Origin of the sequence: Plantibacter sp. ME-Dv--P-122b (genome assembly GCF_030209375.1) — a bacterium.
Classification (GTDB): Bacteria; Actinomycetota; Actinomycetes; order Actinomycetales; family Microbacteriaceae; genus Plantibacter.
The window spans coordinates 552,150-576,469 of record NZ_JARVSC010000001.1 but is presented as its reverse complement, the minus strand read 5'-3'; the positions used below and the strand labels follow the sequence as shown (position 1 = coordinate 576,469).

General features: G+C 70.4%; 15 protein-coding genes. All 15 read right to left on the bottom strand.

Going from position 1 to position 24,320, the window contains the following annotated elements; all coding sequences use genetic code 11:
* Positions 1–24 precede the first annotated feature (24 nt).
* Positions 25–666, bottom strand: coding sequence for a spermidine/putrescine ABC transporter substrate-binding protein (locus tag QRN19_RS02690; protein ID WP_285025068.1), 642 nt, complete (start codon positions 664–666; stop codon positions 25–27).
* A 37-nt stretch (positions 667–703) separates the two neighbouring features.
* Positions 704–3,157, bottom strand: a complete 2,454-nt coding sequence (locus tag QRN19_RS02685; protein ID WP_285025067.1) for a transglutaminase domain-containing protein — start codon at positions 3,155–3,157, stop codon at positions 704–706.
* Positions 3,154–4,533, bottom strand: coding sequence for a DUF58 domain-containing protein (locus QRN19_RS02680; RefSeq protein ID WP_285025066.1), 1,380 nt, complete (start codon positions 4,531–4,533; stop codon positions 3,154–3,156). The genes QRN19_RS02685 and QRN19_RS02680 overlap by 4 nt, the downstream gene beginning before the upstream one ends.
* Entirely contained in the window at positions 4,530–5,498 is a 969-nt protein-coding gene (locus QRN19_RS02675) for an AAA family ATPase (protein ID WP_285025065.1), read from the bottom strand. Before QRN19_RS02675 ends, QRN19_RS02680 begins: the two co-directional genes overlap by 4 nt.
* Positions 5,499–5,543: 45 nt before the next feature.
* Entirely contained in the window at positions 5,544–10,790 is a 5,247-nt protein-coding gene (locus QRN19_RS02670; protein ID WP_285025064.1) for an Ig-like domain-containing protein, read from the bottom strand.
* A 102-nt stretch (positions 10,791–10,892) separates the two neighbouring features.
* Entirely contained in the window at positions 10,893–11,654 is a 762-nt protein-coding gene (locus QRN19_RS02665; RefSeq protein ID WP_285025063.1) for a hypothetical protein, read from the bottom strand.
* Between the two features lie 66 nt (positions 11,655–11,720).
* The gene (locus tag QRN19_RS02660; protein WP_285025062.1) at positions 11,721–13,370 is read right to left on the bottom strand and encodes a serine/threonine-protein kinase; all 1,650 of its coding nucleotides are present in this window, start codon (positions 13,368–13,370) and stop codon (positions 11,721–11,723) included.
* A gap of 1 nt (position 13,371) precedes the next feature.
* Positions 13,372–14,718: an FHA domain-containing protein gene (locus tag QRN19_RS02655; RefSeq protein WP_285025061.1), complete on the bottom strand. Its 1,347-nt coding sequence runs from the start codon at positions 14,716–14,718 to the stop codon at positions 13,372–13,374.
* 10 nt (positions 14,719–14,728) lie between these two features.
* Positions 14,729–15,550, bottom strand: coding sequence for a PP2C family protein-serine/threonine phosphatase (locus QRN19_RS02650; RefSeq protein WP_285025060.1), 822 nt, complete (start codon positions 15,548–15,550; stop codon positions 14,729–14,731).
* Positions 15,547–16,059 carry a hypothetical protein gene (locus tag QRN19_RS02645; RefSeq protein ID WP_285025059.1) on the bottom strand — a complete coding sequence of 171 codons (513 nt, stop codon included), beginning with the start codon at positions 16,057–16,059 and terminating at the stop codon, positions 15,547–15,549. Before QRN19_RS02645 ends, QRN19_RS02650 begins: the two co-directional genes overlap by 4 nt.
* Before the next feature lie 61 nt (positions 16,060–16,120).
* The gene (locus tag QRN19_RS02640; protein WP_285025058.1) at positions 16,121–17,770 is read right to left on the bottom strand and encodes a hypothetical protein; all 1,650 of its coding nucleotides are present in this window, start codon (positions 17,768–17,770) and stop codon (positions 16,121–16,123) included.
* A complete protein-coding gene (locus tag QRN19_RS02635) occupies positions 17,767–18,711 on the bottom strand; it encodes a hypothetical protein (protein WP_285025057.1) in 945 nt (314 codons plus the stop codon). The genes QRN19_RS02640 and QRN19_RS02635 overlap by 4 nt, the downstream gene beginning before the upstream one ends.
* Positions 18,711–19,205: a WXG100 family type VII secretion target gene (locus QRN19_RS02630; RefSeq protein ID WP_285025056.1), complete on the bottom strand. Its 495-nt coding sequence runs from the start codon at positions 19,203–19,205 to the stop codon at positions 18,711–18,713. The genes QRN19_RS02635 and QRN19_RS02630 overlap by 1 nt, the downstream gene beginning before the upstream one ends.
* A 122-nt stretch (positions 19,206–19,327) precedes the next feature.
* Positions 19,328–19,624: a WXG100 family type VII secretion target gene (locus QRN19_RS02625; RefSeq protein ID WP_056008215.1), complete on the bottom strand. Its 297-nt coding sequence runs from the start codon at positions 19,622–19,624 to the stop codon at positions 19,328–19,330.
* A gap of 121 nt (positions 19,625–19,745) precedes the next feature.
* The gene (locus QRN19_RS02620) at positions 19,746–24,266 is read right to left on the bottom strand and encodes a type VII secretion EssC family protein (protein WP_285025055.1); all 4,521 of its coding nucleotides are present in this window, start codon (positions 24,264–24,266) and stop codon (positions 19,746–19,748) included.
* Positions 24,267–24,320 lie beyond the last annotated feature (54 nt).

The window sequence follows — 24,320 nt, the reverse complement described above, 5'->3', positions numbered from 1 at the left end:
CTGCGTCCGGGTGAACCCCGACGGCTACCAGGGCGAGGTGGGGGAATCCAGCTCCAGCGCGAGGTCGTCGAGGAGCGCGGTGACCTGCGGTTCGACGTACCGCTCGACGGCGTCGTGGATGGCGAGTCGGTGCCCGACGAGGAGTTCGCAGATGCGGCGCCCCGTCTCGTTCGCGCACTGGTCGGCGAGGGCGATCTCGGTGCGCAGCGCCTCCTTCGCGTCGTCCGACAGCGGCGGGGGTGGCGGGACGGCCCTCGCCTGGGACTCGCCGAGCTCCGCGAGGGTGAAGAGGTAGGGCTGCTCGGGATCCGGATCGGGGTCGAGCTGCAGCCCGTCGAACTCCGGGTCGAGCCCCTCCCCCGGGCGGTAGGAGCGCTGCGCCTCGCGCAGGTCCGCCGCGCGTAGTTCGGCGCGCAGGACGGGGAGGTTCCGCTCGGTGTACTCGGCCACCGCGTGGTCGACGATGGCCTTCATCCGGGTGGCGAGGCCGTGCTGCACCTGGTGCGGGACGTCGTCGACGAGGCCCGCTGCGCGGAGGATCGGGGACCCGATGCACCGGCGGCAGATCCGGGTGCGTCCACGGTGGGCGGCGGGGTGCCAGCGCGGCAGCCACCGGAACCAGGCGTCGACGGCCTGACTCACACTGGTCTCGAGCGAGCGCTCCATACTCACCGAGGGTAGCGCCTCGGCGGCCGCATCGGCCTCAGCGGCCTCCGGCGGCGCGCTGGTCGCGTGCTGCTCGACGGGCGAGCGCACCGGACGGCTGCAGCCGGCTCACGAGACTGCGCTTCGCCCGGTAGCGGAACCGGCTCCGCTGGCGGGCGAACCAGCCGAGCGCTCCCTGTGCCCGGGACGCCTCGGCCTCCGACCGCTGCCACAGCTCGTCGGCCGTCGTGTCGTCCACGTCACGACCGGAGAAGACGACATCGTCGGTCGTCCCCGCGAGCGCGGTGAGCGTCGTAGCGCCCTCCGGTTCCTGGGCTCCGAGCGCGGATGCCGTGGTCGACCGCGTGGCGGCCTCGGGCACCGTGTACCCGAGTTCGGCGTAGCGGTCGATCAGCTCGTCCCACGCACCGGCGGCGCTGCGGTCACCACTGGCCGCGCGGCGACGCTTCGTCCGCCGACGCTTCGCACCGGAGATGGCGAGGAGCGGGATGACGTACAGCGACACCGGGACACCCACGATCAGCGCGAGCCACCACACCCATTCCGGGATCACGAGTCCGTCGTCCTTGTCCTTGTCGTCCCCGTCGTCGATCGAGGCCTCGGTGAGGAGGCTGTCGTCGAGGTTGTCGCTGCGTGGCGGCTGACGCACCTGCGGCTGCGGCTCGGTCTTGGGCTTGGGATCCTGGTCCTGCGGGATCTCGGTCTCATCGGGGGTCGGCGAGAACGCGACCCAGCCGTACCCTTCGAAGGGCACCTCGACCCACGCCGTCACGTCGTCCCCGACGACCTGCACGGAACCCTGGCCCTCGGTCACCTCGGGCGCGAAGCCCATGACGACCCGCGCGGGGTAGCCGAGCGATCGTGCCATGAGGGCGAACGCCGAGGCGTACTGCTCCTCGTCGCCGACCATCGGTGTGCGGGTGAACAGCTCCGACATGCGGTCGGCGCCGTGGCCGGCGCGTGACGGAGAGCTGTCCGAAGCGAGCCCGTGGCTGAGGAACCCGGTGGTGCGGAGCGTCTGCTCGATCGCGCGCAGCTGCCCCATCGGCGTCGTCTCGGTGCCGACGAACTCCGAGGCCTTCGCGACGACGATGTCGGGGATGTTCGTGACGGGCGGCAGCTCGACCGGCGCGGTCGGGGTCGTCGCGAGGGCCGTATCGCTCGGGACCGCCTGCGTCGTGGTCCGCTCCTCGTAGTCGTCACCCTTGCCGATGCCCGAGGTGATGACGGCCGCGCCGCTCTCGGCGTTGTAGCGGATGTCCTCGGATCGCTCGGAAGCCTTGCCGTCGAGGGTGAGCGCGCTCGGGTACCCGACACTGGGCACCCAGATGTCGTCGTAGCCGGTGATGTCGATCGACACCCGACGGTCGCTACCGGCGGTGATGAGCTTCGGTCCGGGAAGGTGGTCGCCGACGAGTTCGAAGGCACCGGAGCCGTCGGTCGCCGTGGACGGTCCCGAGACGGTCCACAGGCGTCCGTCGTAGCTGTCCATGGCCGCCAGACGGATGCGATCCCCCGGCTCGAGGCCGGTGGCGGTGAAGAGCTTGGTCTCGGCGAGGTCCTTCGTGTACTCGCGGAACCCGGCGAGCGGGCTCGGGTACTCCAGCGGGTCGAACGGCGGGGTGACGACCTCGCGGAGGACGAACCGGGAGTCCGTGGACGGCGAGGCGACCACGGCCGCACCGCCGCCGACGACGACCGCGACGGCGGCGAGGACGGCCGTACCGATGATCTTCTTGCGCCGGAGGACGGCGGTGGTCGACGCTGCAGCGTTCTCGCCACGACCGGCGCCCGGACGCCATCCGAGCCAGAGGAGGGCGATGAGCGCGAACGCGATCCCGCGGACGGCCGCCAGGAACGGTGTCTGCGTGCCGAGGAGGACGCCGAGGGCGTACAGCACGGTCGGGCCGACGAGCAGGATGGCACAGCGTACGGCGACCTGCGGACGGCGCGGGAGCCACCGGACGGCGAGCACGGCGGAGACGACCCCGACGAGTATCCCCGCGACGTAGGGCAGGGTCATGATGTAGGCGGGCGCGCTCAGCGGGGTCTGCAGGGTGACGAAGTCCTTCCACCCGAACACCGCGCCGATGCTGATCCCACCGAGGGTCCGCAGGTTCGGGAGGACCGCGAACGTCGCCACGGACGGCATCGCCAGGGCACTGCCGAAGAGGTAGAAGACGAGCACCGTCGAGAGGCCGGTCAGGAGGGCGTTCAACCGGAGGGCGTGCGAGGCGACACCGACGGCCATGCCGAGCGCGAGACCGCCGAGGCCGGCGAGGAGGAACCCGGTGCCGCTGAGGGCCGCACCGAAGCCGAGCAGACCGAGGGCCGCGAGGACGAAGACGACCGTGAGGTCGATCCAGGAGCGGCCGGGCAACGGCCACGGCGCGACGAAGGTCGGGATGATGCCCTGGACGTCGACGTCCGCGGCCGAGCCGGCGGGAACACGTCCGGGGCGCACGGTCGTGCGCTCGTCGACCCCGCTCACAGGGCCCTCGACATGACCTTGGCGAGGTCGCTCAACGCCCCGACCGTCATGACGTTCATCCCGGCGACATCCTTGATGCCGGCCCGTGCACCGCGTTCGACGCGGATGCCGAACACGTTGACGTCGGGACCGAAGAGGCGTTGGATCCCCCGGTACTCCTGTGCCTCGAGTCGCGAACCGGCGACGATGATGACGACGCTCGGTGCCGGGAGGCGCTTCGTGGTCTCCCGGGCGAAGGTGCGCGGGGTGTCGAAGGTGCCCTCGGCGAGCTGCAGCCGGCAACTGTCGTCGAGGAAGGAGGTCACGGTGTGGGTCCGCAGCGCGAGCCGGTCGGTCACGACGCTGATCGGCACCTGGTCGAGGATCACCTGGGTCGCGATCGACGCGGTGAGCGACACCGCCAACTCGAACTCGTCCTCGTCGTCGGCGTAGTAGCGGGAGTCGGTCGTCATCACCATGGTGAGCTGGGACCGCCGCGTCTCCTCGAACTGCCGCACCATGAGCTGGCCCGTCTTCGCGGAGGACTTCCAGTGGATGTAGCGGCGGTCGTCACCGGGGACGTACCCGCGGAGGGCGTGGAAGGAGATGTCGTTGTTCGTGATGGTCTTCGTGACGAGGCCCTCGAGGTCGCGGATGAGACCGGCGGCCGTCGGGTGGAGGCGTGTGGTCTCGGGATGCACGAAGAGCTCGACCGGTTCCGTCCAGCGCACCTCGCGGCGCAACAGACCGAGCTGGTCGCCACGGACCGACACGGCGGGCCCGGCCGGGATGACGGCTCGCCGGTTCGTCGGGACGGCGAACAGTTCCTCGTGCTCGCCGTCCTTCGGGATCGCCGGGATCGCGAACTCCGCGAGGCCGTAGCCCACGGGGACCTCGAGGCGCGTGGGCGTCGTGGCGCGGTGACCGGGGTTGGCGATGAGGACCTGCCCGATCGCGCGCTCCCCGACGGTGACCCGGCTGGGGTTCAGATGGATGGAGATGCGGAAGGTCGACCGCCCGAAGAGGTAGGCGACGGAGGCCAGCAACGCGGCCAGCGGCACGAAGCCGAGGAAGACGAGCTCAGCCCACCCCAGGATGAAGCCGGCGACGGTCGCGATGACGCCGATCGCGAGCACCACCCAGCCGAGGCCGCTGACCACAGCGAGCACGGGCTGCGCGGCGGACCAGACGACCCTGGCCCAGGGCACGACGACGGCACCGACGCCGTCGAGCGCGCTGCGGAACGGGTTCGGCCGTCGAGCGGGGGCCGGCGCACCGTCGGCGTGCGCATCGGGGCCGTCCGGGCCCGCCTCGGCAGGCGCGCCGACCGACGCCGGGTGGACCGGATCGGATCCGTCCGGCGCGGCGGCGGCGCGCTGCTCGAGGGTCTCGCTCATGCTGCGCGGTACGCCGGCGGAGCGATGCTGACGAGGACCCGGGCGACGACGTCCTGCGCGGTCACGCCGGCGAAGTCGGACTCGGGGTCGATGATGATGCGGTGCGCGAGGACGGCCTGCGCGAGGTCGTTGACGTCGTCGGGGGTGACGTAGGTGCGTCCCTGCGAGATCGCCCAGGTCTTGACCGCGCGCACGAGGGCGAGCGCACCACGCATGCTGACACCGAGCGCCACGTCCTGGTCGTCGCGGGTGGCCGCGACGACGTCGGCGACGTACTCGAGGATGCTGGCGTCGACGTGCACCTCGGTGGCGAGCTGCGCCATGGTGACGACCGCGCTGGAGGCGATGATCGGCTGCACCTTCGTCGCGCGCGCTCGGTTCGAGGCGTCGAGCAGCAGGTTCACCGAGGTCTGGCGGTCGGGGTAGCCGAGCGTCGTCTTGATGAGGAAGCGGTCGAGCTGCGCCTCGGGCAGCTTGTAGGTTCCGGCCTGCTCGATCGGGTTCTGCGTCGCGATGACCATGAAGGGCTGGCCGGCCTCGTAGCTCGTGCCGTCGATCGTGACGATCCCCTCCTCCATCACCTCGAGGAGCGCCGACTGCGTCTTCGGCGAGGCACGGTTGATCTCGTCCGCCAGCACGATGGAGGCGAAGATCGGTCCCTTGTGGAACTCGAAGATCCCCTTGCCCTGGTCGTAGATCGTCACACCGGTGACGTCGGACGGCAGGAGGTCCGGCGTGAACTGGATGCGCGAGCTCGTGCCGTCGAGCGTGTTCGCGAGCGCCTTCGCGAGCACGGTCTTGCCGGTGCCCGGGTAGTCCTCGAGGAGCACGTGTCCCTCCGAGAGCATGGCCGTGACGACGAGCTTGATGACGTGCTCCTTGCCGAGGATGGCCTGCTCGACGTTGCCGACGAGCTTGCCGAAGGCATCGGCGAACCAGGTGGCCTGTTCCTGCGTGACAGTCATGGGTGTGTGGGGTGCTTTCTCATCGGGTGGGATTCGGAACGGAGGTCACCAGTCGGTGCCGTTGGTCTGTGCGACATCCCAGGTCTTGCCGTCCGACAGACGGGTGAACTTGACGTACAGGGAGAAGTTGGTCTTGCCGTACAGCCGAGTGAACTGCGCGCTTCCACTCGCGCCGATGTTCTGGCCGTCGAGTCTGCTGACGACCGAGCCGTTCTCATAGAGATGGATGTTGTACGCGCCGGGTTCGAAGTCGTTCCAGTTGATGACGACGCGATAGCAGCCGGGACGGTTGTCGCTCGGGCAGGTGACAGGCCCGTCTCCGCGGCTGATCGAGCCGCTCGGGTTCTTCGGCGGCGGGTCTTTCACGGTGACTTCGACCGGCCCCGCCTCAGGCCCGGTCCCACCCTTTCCTGTCGCGGAGACGTACAGCTGGTAGGTGCCGGCCGACACACCATCCTGCGAGGCACTCGTCCCTCCGGTCGTGCCGCTGTAGACCTGACTCGAGCCCTTGACGAGCCGCCAGCTGTAGCTGGAGACGTCGCCGCCGGTGTCCGCCGGCTGCGACCAGCGCATCGACAGGCTCGTCGGCGCGTCGCCACCAGCACTCATCGACAGATTCTGCGGGGCACTCGGGACGCCGTAGGCGGTGGCGGAGACCGTCTCCGAGTTCGCGCTGTTGCCGACCGCGTTGGTTGCGTAGGCGCTGAAGGTGTAATTCTGACCGTTCGTCACGTCGAAGGAGCAGTCGTTGCCGGGAGTGCACTGTCGGTCGCCGCCGCCGGACCACTTCACCGAGTGCGACTGGATCGGCGAACCGTTGCTGGCCGGCGATCCACCGACCACGACGACGATCTTGCCGCTCTTCGCGCTCTTGACCGCGATCGTCGGCGGATCGGGGACGTCCTTCACGATGACAGTGATGCGACCCTGGACCTTCCGGTTGGGGTCGTTCGTCGCGTCCTGGATCGTGTAGATGACGCTGACGGTCCCGCTCTTGGACGAGCCTGGGGTCACCGTCACCGTGCTCCCGGAGAAGGTCGCCGTCGCTCCACCGGCCGGCGCGCTCTCCACGGTGGCGTCGACGATCTTGAGCGGGGTGTCGGGGAACGGGTTGTAGTCGTTGGCAAGCACGCTGATCGACTCGGCCTTGTTCTTGCGGCCCTCTTCGACGCGGTCGTCGATGGCACGCGGGAGCGGCCTGGACGACGAGACGACCTGGACCGTCACGGTTCCCGGGATCGAGTACTCCTTGTAGCTCACCGTGAAGTTCAGCGTGGCGGACGTGCCCGGCTGGGTACCCTGTGGCGCGGACACCGTGAGCTGCGACCCGGACAGACTGCCCTGGACGCCGGCCGTCGTCCCGGTGAGGCCCTGGTAGGACAGCGCAGCGAGGATCTTCGGGTTCGGGTGGTCGCTCGAGGCGCGAAGGTCCACGACGATCGCCGGTTCACCCGCTTCGACGGGGATCGTCACCGGGGTGAACGTCGGCGGTACGTCCTCGAGGTTCGGGTCGCCGACCGTGATCGGCAGCGTCAGCAGCTTGCTCTCGCGGCCGTCCGTGGCCTCGAAGCTCACCGAGGCCGGTCCGCGGTAGTCCTTGGCAGGCGTGAAGGTGATCGTGGCGTCGTCGACGTAGCTCGAGGTGCCGTTCCCGCGGAAGTTGACGACGCTACCCTCGGAGGCGATCGTGACCGGCTTGCCGGACGGCGCCTCGGTGATGTCGGAGAGCTTCCAGGTGCGCGTCTCGTTGACCTTGACGATCTGCTCCGGCAACGGACTCTTCATCCGTGGCGGCTCACCGTCGGTCGCGGCCGGCACGATGATGAACGCTGCACCGCTCAGCTGCGTGACCGGGTCCGTCAGCCGGTAGGCGATCGCCTGACGTCGGTCGGTGAGGGTCACCCGGATGGTGCCACCGTCGCGGACCTCGCCCGAGGCGGCGTTCGCGCCCTCGAGGCTCGGCTGCAGGTCGTCGATCAACCCGCCGGGGTTCTGCGCACCGTCGAGCACGTCGATGTCGATGGTCTTCTTGCCGACGATGTCGGCGTCCTCGAGGACGTGGTCGTCAGCCTCGGGGAACTGCGGCTTCGCGTCCTTCGTGACCTTGACCTGGATGTAGGCGCTGTCGATGCCCCCCTTGCCGTTGGTGATCTGGTACCGGACCGTGAAGAACGCCTCCTCCTCCGGCACTTCGATGACGACACGGCTCTTGCTGACCTCGGCGGTGAGGCCGTCGTCGACGGAGAGCAGCTTCGGTTCGAGCTTCAGCTTGTAGCCGTTCGGATCGGAGTCGTTGGAGAGCACCGGCACCGAGGCGACCTTGCCCGGGAGGACCTCGATGTAGTCGTCGACCGCGTTCGGCTGGCCGTCGACCTCCGGGCGTCCGATGACCCCGATCTTGATCGTGCCGACGGCGACCGCACCGTAGGTGTCCTTGACCCGGTACTGGAAGGTGTCGGTGCCGGAGGAGTCCGGAGCCGCCTCGTAGACGAACCAGGTGCTCCCCTGCTCGATGACCCGGCCGAGCAGCGGTGCCGAGGCGATGTCGTCGACGACGACCGAGTCGCCGTTCGGGTCGAGGCCGTCGAGGGGGACGTCCACGCGGACCGTCGCACCCGCGAACACGCGCGAGGTGAGCAACTGCGGGACGGGCGGCTGGTTGTTCTTCTTGTCCTCACCGACCACGTTGAAGGTGACCGTCGCCGTGTCGGCCTCACCGAAGGTGTCGAACACGCGGTACGTCGTCGTGTAGGTCCCCGGTTCGCTCGGCGCCTGGAAGCGGACCTCGTCGTCGTCGACGAAGGCGAGGCCCGCGGTCGGGGCGTCGACGAGCTCGCGGTCGACGAGCATGACCGCCGCGTCCGGGTGGTAGTCGTTCTCGAGCACTGCGACGTTGGCGATGTCGCCCGCGCGGACGACGACCGCATCGTCGGTCGCGACCGGTGCCTGATGCTTCGGCAGGGGTGGCACCGGGACGACCGTCACGGCCGCCGTCGCCGACGAGGTGCCGTCGGACACGACGTAGGTGAACTGGAGCTGCTGCTCGATCGGCGCTGAGGAGGAGACGCGGATGACCGCGCTGTCGAGGACCTCGACGGACAACGAGGTCGACTCGTCGGGAACGGAGACGGACTGCACGGCGAGCACCTGCCCGCCCGGCGACTCGTCGTTGGCGAGGACCGGGATCGTGATCGTCTCGTTCGGACGCAGATAGCCTTCGTCCTTGACGGCGACCGGCGGCCGCACGTCGGTGGGCTTCTCGAGGACATCGACGCGGATGAGCCCGATGCTCGAGGCGATGCCGGCGCCGAGCGTGTACTTCAGGTAGTAGGTGCCGGGCTCGTTCGAGGACACGGTGACGGACTGCTTCTCGAGGCTCGGCGAGGACACGAGCCCACCCTGCAACGCTTCGACGCCGATGAGACCGAGCGGGGCGCCGCTCGGCGACTGGTCGTTCGCGAGTGGCTGGACGAGCGCCGACTCGCCGACGAACGTCGAGACGAAGTCGGGTGTGCCGATCGGGCTCAGGGCTCCAGCGGGCTGCACGTCGACCTTGAGGGTGCCCTCCGCCGAGTTGACGCCGTCGGACACGACGAACTTGACGTCGCGCGGACCCATCTCGGGCGACGCGTGCGTGAACGTGACGAAGCCGTCCGGGGTGAACCGGACGAGGTCGCTGGACGCCGGCGAGGCCGACTGGAGGAAGATGTCGTCACCGTCGGGATCGCGCCAGTCGGCGAGCACGTTGTAGGTGACCGTCTGGCCGGCCTCGACCGAGACGGCGGCCTCGCGGTGGGACGTCGGCGGCTCGTTGACCTCGGGCGGTTTGATGGCGATGCTCACGTTCGCTTCGGCCACGCCGCCCGGTCGTCCGTCGTTGACGGAGTAGCGGAACGAGGTCGTCCCGGCCACGAAGCCCTCGGCCGGGGTGAACTGGAGCGCACGCCCGCCGTCGATGTACTCCAGCTTGCCGGTCTCCGCGGCGACGTCGCTGGTGTTCTGGATCGTCAGGACGTCGCCGTCCGCGTCGGAGTCGTTGTCGAGCAGCGGCAGGACCGTCGCGCGGCCCGGACGGACGCCGAACGCGTCGTCGCGCGCGATCGGCGGACGGTTCTCCTCGGTGCGCTCCGCGAGGGTGTCCTCGAAGGACTGCTCGGACGCCTTCTCATCGCCGTCCTCGCCGTCCTCCTCCTGCGGAGGCGTCACCTCGTCCCAGTTGTCGACGAGGCGCATGTTCGCCTGCACGAGCCAGGAGTTGCCGGTCTGGATGTTGTTCAGGGCGATGACCGAGCGGTTGACCCGGAAGACGAGCTGCTGGCCGATGGTCTCCGGGTTGATGTCCTCGATGACGGGCTTCTTGTCGGCGCACTCGGCCGCGTACCGGCTGGAGGAGGCCCAGGCACCGTGCATGCAGCCGTCGAGGTTGACCGGTGCCGTGACCTCGGCCGCACTCGTCGCCGCCGTCGTGACGTCCGCGTCGAGCACCTCCGGGTCGCCGCCGCCGAGTGGGACGCGGACGAGCGAGTCGCCGGTCGCGATGACGGCGGCGTCGTCCGATGCCGACGGCTCTTGAATCTTCAGCGGCTTGCCCGGCAGCTCGACGACGGAGCCGTCCTGCTGCACGAGGTCGCCGGACTTCAGGTCGAGGATGACCGCCTGCTCACCGGCAGCACTCAACTGGTAGTCGTCGAGCTTCGGGAGCTTCGACTCGGTCTTCGTGCCGTCGGGCAGGATGCGGTACAGGATCCCCTTCGCGGGTGCGACCGCGAGGATGGTGCCCGTCGAGGTGACGACCGCTTGACCGGCTTTGCCGATGGAGACGATCGGCTTCGTCTCCGTCGGGTCGAACCGGAGTTCCCCCGCGGCGTCGACGGACCAGAGCTTGCCGGTCTCCCCCGCCACGACCGAGAGTCGGTCGCCGCCGTAGTGCACCGTCGCGCCGGTCGGCAGCGAGACGCGCTGGATGAGGCTCGTGAAGGCCGGGTCGATCCGTTCGAGCGAGGACAGCGCCTTGTCCTGCAGGAAGACGTCGTCGCCGTCCTGCAGCACGTCGGCGTTGTTGGACGCCGTCGACACCGCTCCGTCGAGTTCGGAGATCTGATCATTGAGCCGTCCTGCGAGGAGCGACTCGCCGTTGGTGACCCAGACGTCGCGGGACTCGAGGTCGACCTCCGTGACGGGAAAACCCTGGTGGATGAGCGCGGCGGTCACCGGTACGGCGACGAGGACCGACAGGGCCGTGATGGACGCCGCCGTCTTGCGCTTGCGCAGCCAGGCGCTCCAGTTGCTCACGGTCCCCCAGGTGATGTTCGGTCAGGCATCGGTCGATGCGCCACGCTGCAAACGCGGAGTCACTCTAACAAAGAAGTCAGTCATGGAAAACGGTTGCGAGGGTCAACTGCGAGCCGGATGTCCCCCGCCGACGTCCGCCTGATCGGCGTGGTCGAGGAGTGGGAGGTCGCTGGCGTCCACGAGTCGGGTCGAGACCGCGTACTCGACCAGCCGTGCGCGACGGCCGGTCGCGAGCTTCCCCGGCCCGCCGCGGAGCCCCTGGACACCGAACTTGTCGAGCTTGTCGCAGACGTTGTCGAGCTTGCGGTTGAAGGTGGTCTGGCTCCAACCGAGGCGGGCGGCAGCGGCGGCGGACGCCGGGATCTCGCCGCGACCGGGCGACGCCTGGCGCAGGACGTCCTCGGCCAGGGCGACGATGAGGAGGCGCTGGCTGCTCGTCAGGTGGATCGGCCCGACCGTCGTCGTCCCGGCCGTCGTCGTCGAGAGCTGCGACGGACTGAAGTACTCGAGGTCCGAGGTGATCGTGAAGTCGTAGGTCGTCGTCCCGGCACTGAACAGCACCTGGAGTTCGGGGAACACGATCGGGAGGCGTGCACCCGGGGCGAGCCAGGCCTGTACATTGCCGGTCGTGTCCGTCACCGTCGCGGAGAGCGTGTTCCCGATGTTCGTGAGCCACCACAGCCCGGCATCGAAGGTGACGCTGAGGAACGTGCGGTGCAGGAAGGGGTTCTCGTCGACGACGAGGTCGCCCTCGCGCCCGATCAGGAACGGCTTGCGTGCGTCCACGGCGTACTCCTCGCCGCAGAACTCGACGCGCACCGCCGCCTTCGTCGTCGCCGTGTCCGTCGCCTCGTCCATGGTCATCGTGTGGTCCCCCTGTGGTCGGTCATCGTTTCGCTCCCCATGCGTCCGTCCGACGCGTCGCTCCCGCTACTGCTGCGAGCACATCTCAAGTGGATCGGGTGAGGTGACGCCGCCTCGGACGATCACCACCTCGATGCACAGTTGCGCGCCCGGAGCGCTCGGCTTCAGGTCGACCGCATATGTCGAGGTCGGAACCTTCGGCGAATCCTTGCCGCTGCTCGTCACCTGGTAGATGTACGAGTCGCCGTCCTGCGGGTCAGGGTTGTCCCAGATGAACGTGACGACGCTGCCGTCCTCGCTGATGTTCACGCCGAACGGCTTCGGCGAGGGGACATCGCTCAGTTGGATCGGCGCCCCGGTCGCGGCGGCCGTCGGCTTCGGGTCGGCGGCGGCCCCCTGCCAGATGATCCCCGCCGCGATCCCACCGATCGCGAGCACCGCGACGCCACCCGCGACGAGGAGGCGGGTCAGTCTGCGGCTCTTGGCACGTCGGGCGTCGTCGGCGGCGGAGTCCTGCGCCGGATCGGGCGAGGGCTCCGCGGTCTCGAGACGGTCGCGCCGGATCGTCTCGGAGGGCACTGCTGCGGCTCCGACGGTGATCGGTGCAGACGGCTGGATCGGTTGGACGAGCGGCCCGGCCGAGCGCACGACCGTCTCGTCTCCGATCGACGGCTGCACGCTCGGCATGCCGGGTCGGGGCTGGGCTTCGACCGTCGGGACCTGCCGGACCCGCGTCTCGTCCGACGCACTGGTGGACGTGTCCGGTCGGGGAGCCTGCGACAGCGGTTGCACGAGGTTCGGGATGTCGATGGGCGTCGGCGCGTAGGCCAGCTCCATCTCGACCCGCTGCAGGGCGCGTGCGAAGTCGACGGCGCTCTCGAAACGGTTGGCGCGGTCCTTCGCGAGGCCCTTCTGCAGCGTGGCGACGAGGGACGCCGGTGCGTCGTCGCGCCCGAGCGGGGTGACGGTGCCGCGTTCGATCCGGCTGATGAGGTCCGCTGCGCCGTTGGACTGCCCGGGGATCTCGAACGGTGTGCGTCCGGCGAGCAGCGTGTAGACCGTCGCGGCCAGGGAGAAGACGTCGGATCGGACGTCGGGATGCGGCTCGTCCTCGAACATCTCGGGCGGCGACCAGGGGATGGAGAGCCCCACCGTCTGCGTGCCCGAGGCCCCCGTCGATCCGACGTCGCCCGGTCGCCCGGGGCCGGCGCTCGACGGCACCTCGAGTTCGACGGCCTGCGAGATGCCGAAGTCGGTGAGCGCCGGCCAGCCGTACGCGTTCGTGAGCACGTTGGCCGGCTTGATGTCGCGGTGGAGGATGCCGGCGGCGTGCGCGGTCGCCACCGCACTGGCCAGGCGGACGCCGGTCCGCAGTGCGTCGGCGACGGCGAACCGCCGCAGCTTCGCCTGTTCGGCGAGGCTCGGCCCCGCGCAGTACTCCATCGCGAGGTACGGGCGGCCGTCCGGGGCGACGTCGGCCGTGTAGATCGTGACGATGTACGGGTGCGCGGAGAGCTGCGCCATGAGGTTCGCCTCGGCGACGAAGGCCTCGCGGGTCTGCTCGCTCAGGTGCTCGGCGAGGAGGACCTTGACGGCGACCTGGCGCCGCGGCAGCTGCTGCTCGTACAGGAAGACGTCGGAGAACCCGCCGGCTCCGAGCTGTCGTTCGAACCGCAGCCCGGGGATGGCCGGCGGTTGCGAGGGTGAACGGCGCACGTCAGCCCTCTCGGACGCGCAGCGCGACGCCGCCGCCGAGGTCGATGACGGTCCCGACGATCACCGGCGTCGGCTCCCCCGGACGGAGGGACTGGGGCGCCTGACCCGGCAGGACGACCTGCGTGCCGTTCCGCGAGTGGAGGTCGGTGACGACGACGGTGCCGCCCTCGACGGCGACGCGCACGTGGCTCCGCGAGATGTCGTCACCCGTGAGCGTGACGAGCGTCGGGACGACGGACGCCGGGACCTGCGACACGCTCGGCGCCCGGCCGAGCACGACGGGCGAGGCGAGCGATTGGCGAGTACCGCCGGGGAGCTCGAGGTAGGTGAGCGGCGTGGCCGACGGGGTGGTCGATCGAGCGGGCGGGGTCTCGGCCGCGCGACGCGCACGCAACGCGGCGAGATCCTCGGCGAGGATCGTGTGGCCGTCGTGGTCGCCGAGGTCCGCTGGTCCGGCTGCTGCGGGTTCCGGCGCTGCGACGGCGGTGGCGGCCGCCTGCTGGTGCGTCGACGCCTCGGCCGCGGCGCGTTCGGCGTCGCCGGCCTCGTCGACCGCCGCCGCACCGACCGGACGGAGCACGGTCTGGCCGAACAGGAAGTCGTAGCCCTCGTCGACGGGCTCCTCCGGGGTCGTCGGGGTCTCGTCCGGGTCGTCCTCGTCGTGGAAGAACTGGGTGTCGGAGACGGACGGCACGACGTGGAGCGGCTGAACGGGCTCGACGTGCGCAACCGGGGTCCCCTCGTCGTCCGTCTCGTCGTCGGAGGTCGCCGCGGATGCAGCGGGCTCGGCGGGGGCCGGCACGGGCGGAGCCGCGAGCTGTTCCGCCGCGGTCGGCGCACTGGTGGACGATTCGGTCGACCGGCGCTCGTCGGTGGCCGGACCGGCGAGGGAAGCCGTGGCATCCTCGTCGAGGGTCGCCGTGATGGAGGTCGTCCAGACGGCTCCCGACCCGAGCGGGAGGCGCACGCCGGACGGGTTCGGCTGGTCGCTCCGGAGCGTGACGCTCACCGCATCCGCGTGGTGTTCCTCGACCCAGGTGGTCGCGCGGGCACCCAGGACCGTCTCGGTCCCGGCGGCGCTCGTCACGACGGCGGCGGCGAGCCCGCGCACGATGACCGTCGCACCCGATTCGTCCCAGACGGCCGCGGCGAACGCGGGCGTGTTCGAGAGGCCGCCGGCCGCGAGGCGGTCGACGATCAACGACAGCGACGCGTCGCCCGGGAGGTCTGCGGCGAATGCGGCAGCTGCGGTGTCGTCGCCCTGGGCGTCGACCAGCACCAGTCTTCCGGGACCCGCCACAGCGAGCCAACGGCGGACCTCGGCCGGTTCCATTTCGTACGAGTACACGGCCACTCCTCTAGCCTCGCGGCATCGTCTCTTCAAGATACCCGAGACCACCCGCGTCATCGTAGCCGGGGCCGCTGGACATCAGCGAGGTCGACACGACGTCGACGACGAGCGCGGTCACGTTGTCCCGTCCACCGGCGGCGAGCGCGAGCTCCACGAGGCGGTCGGCGGCGCCCTCGAAGCCCTGCGACAGGACCTCGGCGATCCGCTCGTCGGACAGCTCGCCGGTGAGCCCGTCCGAACACAGCAGGAACCGCTGCCGCCCGGCGACGGGCAGGAGCCAGACGTCCGGGTCGATGCCTGCCTCGACGCCGATCGCCTTCGTCACGATGTTGCGGTCGGGGTGTTCGCGCGCCTCCGCCTCCGTGATGGAGCCGGCGTCGATGAGCTCCTGGACGGCCGAGTGGTCGACGGTGATCCGGCGGAGTGCGCCGTCGGCCCAGGTGTAGACCCGGGAGTCCCCCACGTTGAACACCATCCAGTGGAGGTCGGTCTGCGGCGACAGCGCCACGAGCGCGAGGCCCGCGACGGTCGTGCCGATGACCCCGTTCGGCGTGGGGATGCTGCGGATGACCGCGTTGGCGGCGACGATCGTGGTCACGACCGCCTCGGTCGTCGTCGGCATGCCGATCGGGATGCCGCGTTCGAGCGCCGCCGCGACCTCGCGGCTCGCGACCTCGCCGCGTTCGTGCCCGCCCATGCCGTCCGCGACCACGAAGGCGGGCGCGCCGGCATAGAACGCGTCCTCGTTCAGGCGTCGGACCAGTCCGGTGTCGGTCCGGCCCTCGCTCCGCAGGGTGTGGGTGGACCGCGCGGTCTCGATCGTCGTCATCCCGCACCGCCCAACGCGGCGGGGAGGGTCGGCACCTCGCCGGGCCAGCTTCCGTACCGCGCGTCGAGGTCGGAGCTCGAGAGCTCCACGGAATCGCCGCCGGCGTACTGCTCGGACGCGATGTCCAACGTGGCGAGGATGGCGATCGTCGACTCGACGGTCTGTCCGGGCGCGTCGAAGGCGAATCGCACGAAGCGTCCGCGGTCGATCTCGTCCTGGGAAGCGAGCTGTGCCAGGGAGTAGTCGACCAGGGCGCCGGGATCGCCGGTGAAGGCGTCGGTCGCCGAGAGCGTCGCGGTGACGTACGCGGTCGTGCCGTCCCAGGCGCGGGCGGCTCTGAAGTCGGCACCGGGGATCTCGGCGACCGCTTCCTCGACGGCCGCCAGTGGCCGGTCCGGGCTACGAGCCGGGGTGCGTTGCGCCGCCGGCGCTCCGGTCCCGCAGGCGGTCAGGAGCCCCAACAGGACGACCGACACGGCGCCGGATCGGACGATGGTGCTGATGCGCATGGAAGGCCTCACGGTCGGGAACGGTCTGTGGACGGACGGCCCGGTCCCGGGCCGCGATCGATCATCTCCGCGTAGGACTGTAGTCGGTCACCTGTTGATCACCGCTGAAGAAGCCACTCGCCGAGTCCAGGTAGGCGTCGACGCTCGGGTCTCCCGACGACGACGTCTGGTCGGCCATCATCTCGTACCGCTGCGCGTTGTGGGCACCCGCGATCCCCGGGTCCTGCTGTTCCGGGTTGACGCCGCCCAGTCTCGGGGCGTCACCCTGGACCGTCGTCCAGTTGGCCGAGTCCGGGTTCCCCTGTCCGTCGAGCCGGGCGACCGGATCCTCGTTGAACTCCATCGAGAGGACCTGCACGTCGTCGGGGATGTCGAACCGTGCGATCGGCGAACCCGCCGTGACGACGTGCGTGACGTTGTATCCGAAGTCCGGGTCCGAGGCCAGCGACCCGGCCGTGATCCCGCCGAGGCTGAAGCCCTCGAGCATCACCGGATCCGTCGGAGCGATGCCGGCGGCGGCCATCGCGTCCTTCACCGCCTGGCCGAGCGCCGCCTGTTCACCCTGCATGGCAGCGATGTCCGAGGTGAGGTCGTTCGAGATCGCGCCACCGTGCGGATCCCAGACCTGCGTGCTCGGGATCTGCACGATCCAGCTCGGCGGCGGTCCGGCCGACTGGATCACGCGGATGTTGCTGAGCTCGTCCTCACCCTTGTCGATGTCCGCCGAACCCTGCAGGAGGTCGCCGAGGTCGGTGACGGTTCGGTCTCGAGGCACGGCGAGCGGTTGTGAGGGGTCGTCGGGATCCATGGCGAGGCCGCCCTGCCCATCGTCGAAGAGGCCGAACCGGCCGCCACCGGTGGCGATGGCGTCGATCGCCTGCTCATAGGTGAGCGGCGGCCAGCCCTGCCCGGTGACGACCGACATGAGTCCGTTGAAGCCGGGCAACAGCCCGGGGAGGAAGGTGAGGCCGGCCAGCAGGCCTGGGGCACCGTCGGTGAGGATGTCCTCGATCCACGCGTTGTCGCCCAGCCACTCGTTGGCCGCCTGGGCCGCGACCGGGGCGAGCTCCTGCAGTCTCGCGAGTGCATCCGCATACGTCGCGGCGGTCCGGTCGATGACCTCCTGCGGCGAGTAGGCGGCGATCGAGTTGGCGGTGAAGAGTCCTGCGACACCGGCCGGTGACAGCAGCAGCCAGGGGTTGTCGCCGATCTGGTCCAGCGTCTGCTCGGCACCCTCGACCAGCGAGTCGACGCCCTCGACCACGATGTTGACGCCGGCGACGGTGAGCATCCACGCCCCGCCCACCACCGCCACGCCCGCCGCTGCGACGAGGCCGACCGGCACCGCGAGCACGCCGATGACGAAGGCGACCCCGTTGTGGAGGGCGACCGTCGCCGCGGCGATCAGCTGGTCGGCGGTCTCGTAGGCGACGACGGCGCCCTCGAGGAAGACGGCGGAGACGCCGGTCTCGGTCGCCACGAGGAGGAGGGAACCGGAGGCGAGGACGATGGCGCCTTCCGCAGCCGCCCCGGTCACCGGCGACAGGATCATGGATTCGAGCAGGTCGCCGTCGACCGCCTTCGCAGCGGCCGTACCCGAACGCCCGATCAGCTCGGTCGACAACGTGGCGAGTTGCTGGGCCTGCAGCCGCATGTCGTCGAGCTTCGCGCCGACACCCCCGGCTCCGCCGGAGACCGTGATCCCGCTCACGACCGTGCTCCCTGGATGGTCGCGGCGATCGCCAGCACTTCAGCGACGATGTCCGCTCGACGGACGGCTCGAAGCGAGACCCGGGTCCCCTCGGCGACGGTGGACGCGTCCATGCCCGTCGCATCGAGGTCCGGCGCGTCGACCGACACGGCGACCCAGCCGTCCGCGCCGCGGAGCCAGGTGTCCGTCCACCGCCGCAGGGGCTCACCGGTCCGGGACAGCGCGTCGAGCCGGAAGCCGCCGTCGATCCGCTGGGCGACGCCGCCGAGCAACACTGCGGCCCGCGGGCTGTGGAGCTGCTCGACGACCGCGCCGACGACGTCCGGTCGGTCCTGGCGGAGCGCCAGGACGAGCGCCTCGGCATCGGCGAGCGGGAGGACGACGACGTCCGTGGAACGGCCCCGTGAGTCGGGGACGTCATGGAGCGCGGAGAGGGGGCGCAGGAGTTGCTGCGCCAGGCCGGCGGTGTCGAAGGCGCGGATCTCGACGGCGTCCTCGTCGCGCGCCGCCGCGCCGTGCTCGGCGACGGACGCGTCCGAGTGGTCGACCCGCTGCGTCCGCAGCAGCGCCAGGGCGTGCGCACCGATCACCGAGACGGACTGGATCGCCGTCCGGTCGAGGGTCCAGCAGGAGGCGTCGACGGCCGCCGTCGCGAACTGCGGCATCGACAGGAAGGCGGCGAAATCGGGATCGACGTCAGCGGTGAGGTCGTCCGGGAGGCTGTCGTCGCCGCGGGCGAGGAGTCGCCGCTCACGGAGCCGCGCGACGGCTCGCTGCTCGCGCTCGCTGACTTCGGCGGGCGACACCTCCGGGCCCCATTCGGTGTGGAAGGCGGGCGGTAGCACGATGTGCGGCGTGCGGTGCTCCAGCACGTGGAGCTCGTCCGCGGTCAGCAGGAAGGCTGCGGCGGCCGGAGCCGGACGGGTACGGGTCATGGGCATCAGGGGGTCCATCCTCGGCTGCGGTAGAGGTCGGCAAGGTCCAACCAGCTGCGGTCACCGGGTGTCGGCAACGATGGCGTGGAGGCGACGATGTCCTTGGCCTGGTGCACGAGGAAGTCCGGGATCTCCCGGCCGAAGAACTCGAAGACCTTCGCGGCGCCGTCCTTCACGGTCTCGACCGCACCGGAGACGAGGTTCACCGCGTCGTTCCAGCGGTCGCCCACCCAACGGGCCGCGTCCTCGATGAGCTGCTTCACGTGTTCGACGGCGGTCGCGTGGGCGTCGAGCTTGTCGGCCGCGTCGTCGAGCTGCGTCGCCGAGTTCTCGAGCGAGACCGCCCGGGTGCCGAGCTGCTCGATGAAGGTCTCCGCCGCGGTGGAGGTCCATGCGAGCTCGGCGGCCGAGCGGAGGTCGCCGGCCCGGCTGCGGACCTCGGTCGCGAGGGTTCGGAGCTCCGTCGCGCGGAGGCGGATCTGTTGGGTGTCGCCGTACACTGCTCGCTCCTCGTCGCGTGGTGCTGCGTCGCTGTCGCCGTGGGTCGCCTTCGCCGGAAAACCTGCGCGCCCTCACCGACACCTGGTCGGGAGGGCGCGCAGAGCGAAGCCGACGGTGGTGACTACTGGCCGGCGCCGGCAGCGAGCGCTGCGTCGGTCTGCTCGAGCGTGGTCACGGCGTTGTTGAGGTAGCCCGACAGCTTGTCGAGGTGCTGGATCGTGACCGTCGCGCTCTGCGTGAAGGCCGTGTAGGTCTCGTTGAAGGTGCCGGACGCGGTGTCGGTCTGGAACCCGGAGGACACGAGGTTGTTGATGAGGGTCTGGAGGCGGTTGAGCGTGGTCTCGACCTCGCCCTTACCCGTCGTCAGGTTGACGGCGGCCTGCTTGATCTCGCTGTAGTTGACGTTGATGTTGGCCATGAGTCTTGCTCCTTCGTTGTGGTCACCGGCACCGTCGGTGCCTTCATCATGTAACCACAACGCCTCGCGGGAGCACATGGGGAGCACTCCCCATGCAGTCCCCACGCAGGGACGACGCCGGTCAGACGACGGGGAACTCGGGGGCGATCGGCAGCTGCACGCGCGACAGTGCACCGCGGTTCGCGTACATCCCGCGGCCCTGCGGGAAGTCCTTGCGTGCGAGCCGGGGGAAGGTCGTCCGGAGGACGAGGTCGCCCTCCATCTGCTCCGGCTGCAACAGGATGCCCCGCCTGGCGCTCTTGATCTCGCCCATGAGCGGCCAGGACGACGACCAGCCCGACACCTCGTTCTCGGCGATCACGAGATGGTCGCTGCGCTTGATGGCCTTGATGAGTTCCACGAGCGGCGGGTCGGCGATGCCGTTGAGGTAGTCCGACAGCGTCTCGATGACGACGACCGTCCGCCCGGTCACCGTCTCGGCCGCGATCGCCGCGGACAGCGCCTTCGCCTGCTCGGCGATCGTCTCGGGGGTGACGGCCGACTCGTCGAACCGCAGCTCCCGCAGCAGTTCCGAGCGCTTGGAGCCGAAGTAGACGAAGCGCGTCGCCGGATCGAAACGTCGCATGGCGCCGACCAGGGATGCGACGGCGTTCGTCCGACCGCTGCCGGGAGGGCCGCCGACGAGGAACGCGCCGGTCGGGTCGAACCCGATCGGTGCGAGGTCGGCGTCGCCGATGCCGAGTACGGGGCGGTCGCCGACCCGCTCGGGCAGTTCGCGCGCCTCGATCTCCTTCGGCAGTGCACCGATCGGCGGGGCCGTGATCGTGGCTCCCGCGCGCGACATCGCCTCTGCGAGCCGGACGGTCGCCACCGACTGGTCCGAGAGCACCGGCGAGCCACCGAGGATGGCGACCTGGACCTCGAGGCCGTCGACGATCGCCCGGCCGGCGGGTGACTCGGGGCCGAGGATGTCCTTCGGCACGCCGAGGAGCTGGTAGCCGGTCTCGTCCGCGAGGCGCAGCACCACGCGTCGCTGCACACCGGAGCTGATGTTCGTCGGGACGGAGCCCGGGCGGTCGGCCGAGAACGCGATGTTCACGCCGAGCTGCCGGCCGTCGGTGATGAGCTGCTGGAAGAGCGTGTACCAGGAGGACAGGCCGAGGGTCGTCTCGTACTCCTGCCGGAAGGACTGGAACCCGTCGACGAGCAACAGGATGCGGCGCTCGTCGTTGCGACCCGAGACGCGGCGGTAGTCGGTGATCGAGGACGCGTTCGCCTCGGCGTACCGGACACTGCGCTCGTCGATGATCTCCTTGATCCGGCGGAGCAGTCGGATGACGCGCTCCTGGTCGTCGCCGGGGATGATCGATCCGACGTGCGGCAAGGCCTCGAGCATGCGGAGGCTGCCCGCGCCGAAGTCGAGGCCGTACACCTCGACCGGACCGCCACGCGGCGTGATGCCCGCCGCCGTGGCGAGGGTCCGCAGCACGGTGCTCTTCCCCGAGCCGCCGGTGCCGAACACGGCGATGTGGCCGTCGACGTCCGGGCGGAAATAGACCGGGCGCTGCTCCTGCGAGTCCGGCAGGTCGGCGACGCCGATGAGTAGTTCGGCGTCGGACCGCTGACGGAGCTTGCTGAGGTCGTAGACGGGCGCCAGCTCGTCGAGCCAGGGTCGTCTCGGCGCGGGGATCGATGCGCGGTCGGCTGCGGCGATGATGCTCGCGACGAGCCGCTGCTGGTCGGTGGGGCCGAGGTCGCGCTCCTCCTCGGCGTCGGCCGCGCGGGGCTCCTCCCAGCGCGTCTCACCGCCGAAGCGCAGCTCGCGGACCTCGATGTCGGAGCGCTTGGGCTCGTCGCTCGTCCAGCCGCCCGCGTAGCCGGACTGGAAGATGCTCAGGCGGCCGGGACCGGTCTTCGCGATGCCTCGCCCGGGCACACCCGGGTCGAAGTGCGCCGCGTCCTTGACGCCGACCACGTCCTGGCTGTCGGACTCGTCGGCCATGCGCAGGGCGACGCGGAGGTTGGTGTTGGCGCGCAGGTTGTCCTTGATGACGCCGGCGGGCCGCTGGGTCGCCATGATGAGGTGGATCCCGAGCGAGCGACCGCGCTGGGCGATGTCGACGACGCCGTCCACGAACTCCGGGACCTCGCCGACGAGCGCCGCGAACTCGTCGATGACGAGGACGAGCGCTGGAGGCGAGTCCGGGTCGCCGCGCTTCTCGAGCTCGAGGAGGTCCTTGGCCTTCTTCCGGTTGAGCAGGTGCTCGCGGAAGTGCAGCTCGGCGCGGAGGCTCGTGAGCGCGCGGCGGACGAGGTGCGGGCTGAGGTCGGTGACGAGTCCGACGCAGTGCGGGAGGGTCACGCAGTCCGCGAAGGCCGAACCGCCCTTGTAGTCGACGAAGAGGAACGAGACGCGGTCGGGGCTGTACTCGGCCGCCATCCCGAGCACCCAGGCCTGCAGGAACTCGCTCTTACCGGCACCCGTCGTCCCGCCGACGAGGGCGTGGGGGCCCTGGGCGCGGAGGTCGAGGTGCATGGCGTCGACACCGCCCGATCCGACGGTCGCGCGCAGCTGGCCGGCCCGCCGGGGCTTCGGCGGGAGCCCGGGCGTGCGGTCGTGGATCGAGGAGTTCTGTCGCCAGCGATCGACCACGGCGTCGCTCGAGGTCGTGAGCTCCGGCCCGAGCAGCGTCACCATCGACACCGAGCGCGGGAGGTCGCTCGAGTCCTCGACGAGGGCACCGGCGTCGATCACGGACGCCATGCGTCGCGCGTAATCGAGGGCCGTCACCGGGTCGACGAACTCCGGGCGGGCGTCGTCGACGGAGTAGCCGAGGCGGACCATGCCGACCGTCGCCGGTGCGTCGACGCCGGCCCCGGCCTCCGGTACCTGCAGGAAGGTGCGGCAGGCGGCGGGGAGTGAGACGACGTCGTCGGCGATCCAGATCGGGAAGACACCCGCGTCCGCCGCGATCTCGGCGAGCTGGACGAGGCGTGCGCGGTCGACGCCGACGTCGTCGGAGATGAGCAGGACGATCGCGGGGATCGGGGACTTCGTGCCGGTGTCGTTGGAGCTCTTCGTCCCGATCTCCGCGCCGCGCTCCTGCGCCGCCTGCTTCTCGGAGATGGCTCCACGTCGGGCGTCGCCGGCCCGGGCCGCCTGCAGGCGGGTCTGGACGAGTTCCTCGATCGCGGCCAACAGCAGGTTGCCGCTCGACACGCTGTCGGCGAGGTGGCCGACGTCGAGCGGGCTGTTGGGCGAGGACGCGTGCGGGAGCCACTTGACCCACGAGAGGGCGTTCGACCAGGCGGGCGAGACGATCGCCGAGACGACGACCTCGGCCGGCGAGTGGAGGGCGGTGAGCTGGACGAGGATGCCGTTCACCGCTCCACCGGCGGTCTGCGGTGAACCGGCGATGCCGAGCGCGCCGGCGTCGTAGAGGTTGTCGATGATGGGGACGTCGGCGACCGTCGCGTACTGGTCCTTGAGTGTCTCGAGACGTTCCTGGAACTCCGGCAGGAAGCTGTCGCGGGCCTTCGCCGACACCTCGTTGCGGGACGGCATGGTGCCGACGCCGAGCCGGAGGTTCAGGAAGGACCAGTGCTCGGGGCGCCTGGTCCACAGCAGCGGCCCCCGCGTGAGCGCGTGCTTGAGCGCCTCCGAGGTGGACGGTGCCTCACGCATGCGGACGTCGTGCTCGATCTCGCGTTCCGCCGCGAGCTGCTTCCCGAGGGATTCGAGCCGCTCGTCGAAGATCTTGATCTGCTGCTTGAGCTTGCGCTTGTTGCGCCCGCGACCGGTGAAGTAGTTGCCGATGAGCATGAGCGGCGTCATGGCGATGAAGATGAGCGACAGCGGGTTCTTCGTGAAGAAGTACATCGCGCCACCGAGGAGCATGGGCGTGAGCATGCCGAGGAGCGGGAACGGCTGGTTCTCGCGCTCGGTCGGCGGCTCGGGGGCGGGGAAGGTCTCCCCCGCGTAACGCTGTTCGACGCGCGGCGAGCGGTTGAAGTACACCGGCCCGGCCTTCGGGACGACACCCGCGCGACCGACGGTCCCGGCGAAGCCGATCTCGACCTCGGTGTCGCCGATGAGCACGCGCTCCGGCTCGATGACCTTGAGTCGAGGCACGATGCCGCCGTCGACGACGATGCCGTTGGCCGCGCCGAGGTCGACGAGTTCGATCTCGCCGCCGACCTCGAGGCGTGCGTGACGCTTCGAGACGAGCGGGTCGTCGAGGACGATGTCGCAGCTCGCCTCACGTCCGATGGTCCAGCTGCCGGCCGGCAGGGTGAACTCACGGCCGGCGTCGTCGCCGGACAGGACCCGCACGACGGCGACGGCGGGCGCCTGGCCGGTGCGCGCCGCGGAGTAATACACCCCCGCGTCGGCGAGCTCGATGACGGCACCCGAACCGACCCACGCCTCGCCGATCGGGGCCTCGGGCGGGAGCGGCAGGGTCTCGGTGGATCCCGGCAGGCGCGCGTGCAGCGTGAAGTCGGCGTTCGCGGAGTCCGGCCCCTGCGGGTCGACGCGCGCGATGGTCGACGCGACCTCCGCGATGCTCGCCGCCGCGTCCGTCGTCACGACGATGTCGGCGGACGACCCCGACGGCCTGGTCAACGTCAGCTTGATGCGCATGCAGGATCCCCTTGGAAGTGCGGGCCGCTCGACGCGACCTCGATCAGCCTAGCG

Excerpts from the sequence above, each read along its gene's own strand:
- QRN19_RS02690 (WP_285025068.1), bottom strand. The coding sequence starts at position 666 with ATGGAGCGCTCGCTCGAGACCAGTGTGAGTCAGGCCGTCGACGCCTGG.
- QRN19_RS02680 (WP_285025066.1), bottom strand. The coding sequence starts at position 4,533 with ATGAGCGAGACCCTCGAGCAGCGCGCCGCCGCCGCGCCGGACGGATCC.
- QRN19_RS02675 (WP_285025065.1), bottom strand. The coding sequence starts at position 5,498 with ATGACTGTCACGCAGGAACAGGCCACCTGGTTCGCCGATGCCTTCGGC.
- QRN19_RS02665 (WP_285025063.1), bottom strand. The coding sequence starts at position 11,654 with ATGACCATGGACGAGGCGACGGACACGGCGACGACGAAGGCGGCGGTG.
- QRN19_RS02650 (WP_285025060.1), bottom strand. The coding sequence starts at position 15,550 with ATGACGACGATCGAGACCGCGCGGTCCACCCACACCCTGCGGAGCGAG.
- QRN19_RS02645 (WP_285025059.1), bottom strand. The coding sequence starts at position 16,059 with ATGCGCATCAGCACCATCGTCCGATCCGGCGCCGTGTCGGTCGTCCTG.
- QRN19_RS02635 (WP_285025057.1), bottom strand. The coding sequence starts at position 18,711 with ATGCCCATGACCCGTACCCGTCCGGCTCCGGCCGCCGCAGCCTTCCTG.
- QRN19_RS02625 (WP_056008215.1), bottom strand. The coding sequence starts at position 19,624 with ATGGCCAACATCAACGTCAACTACAGCGAGATCAAGCAGGCCGCCGTC.
- QRN19_RS02620 (WP_285025055.1), bottom strand. The coding sequence starts at position 24,266 with ATGCGCATCAAGCTGACGTTGACCAGGCCGTCGGGGTCGTCCGCCGAC.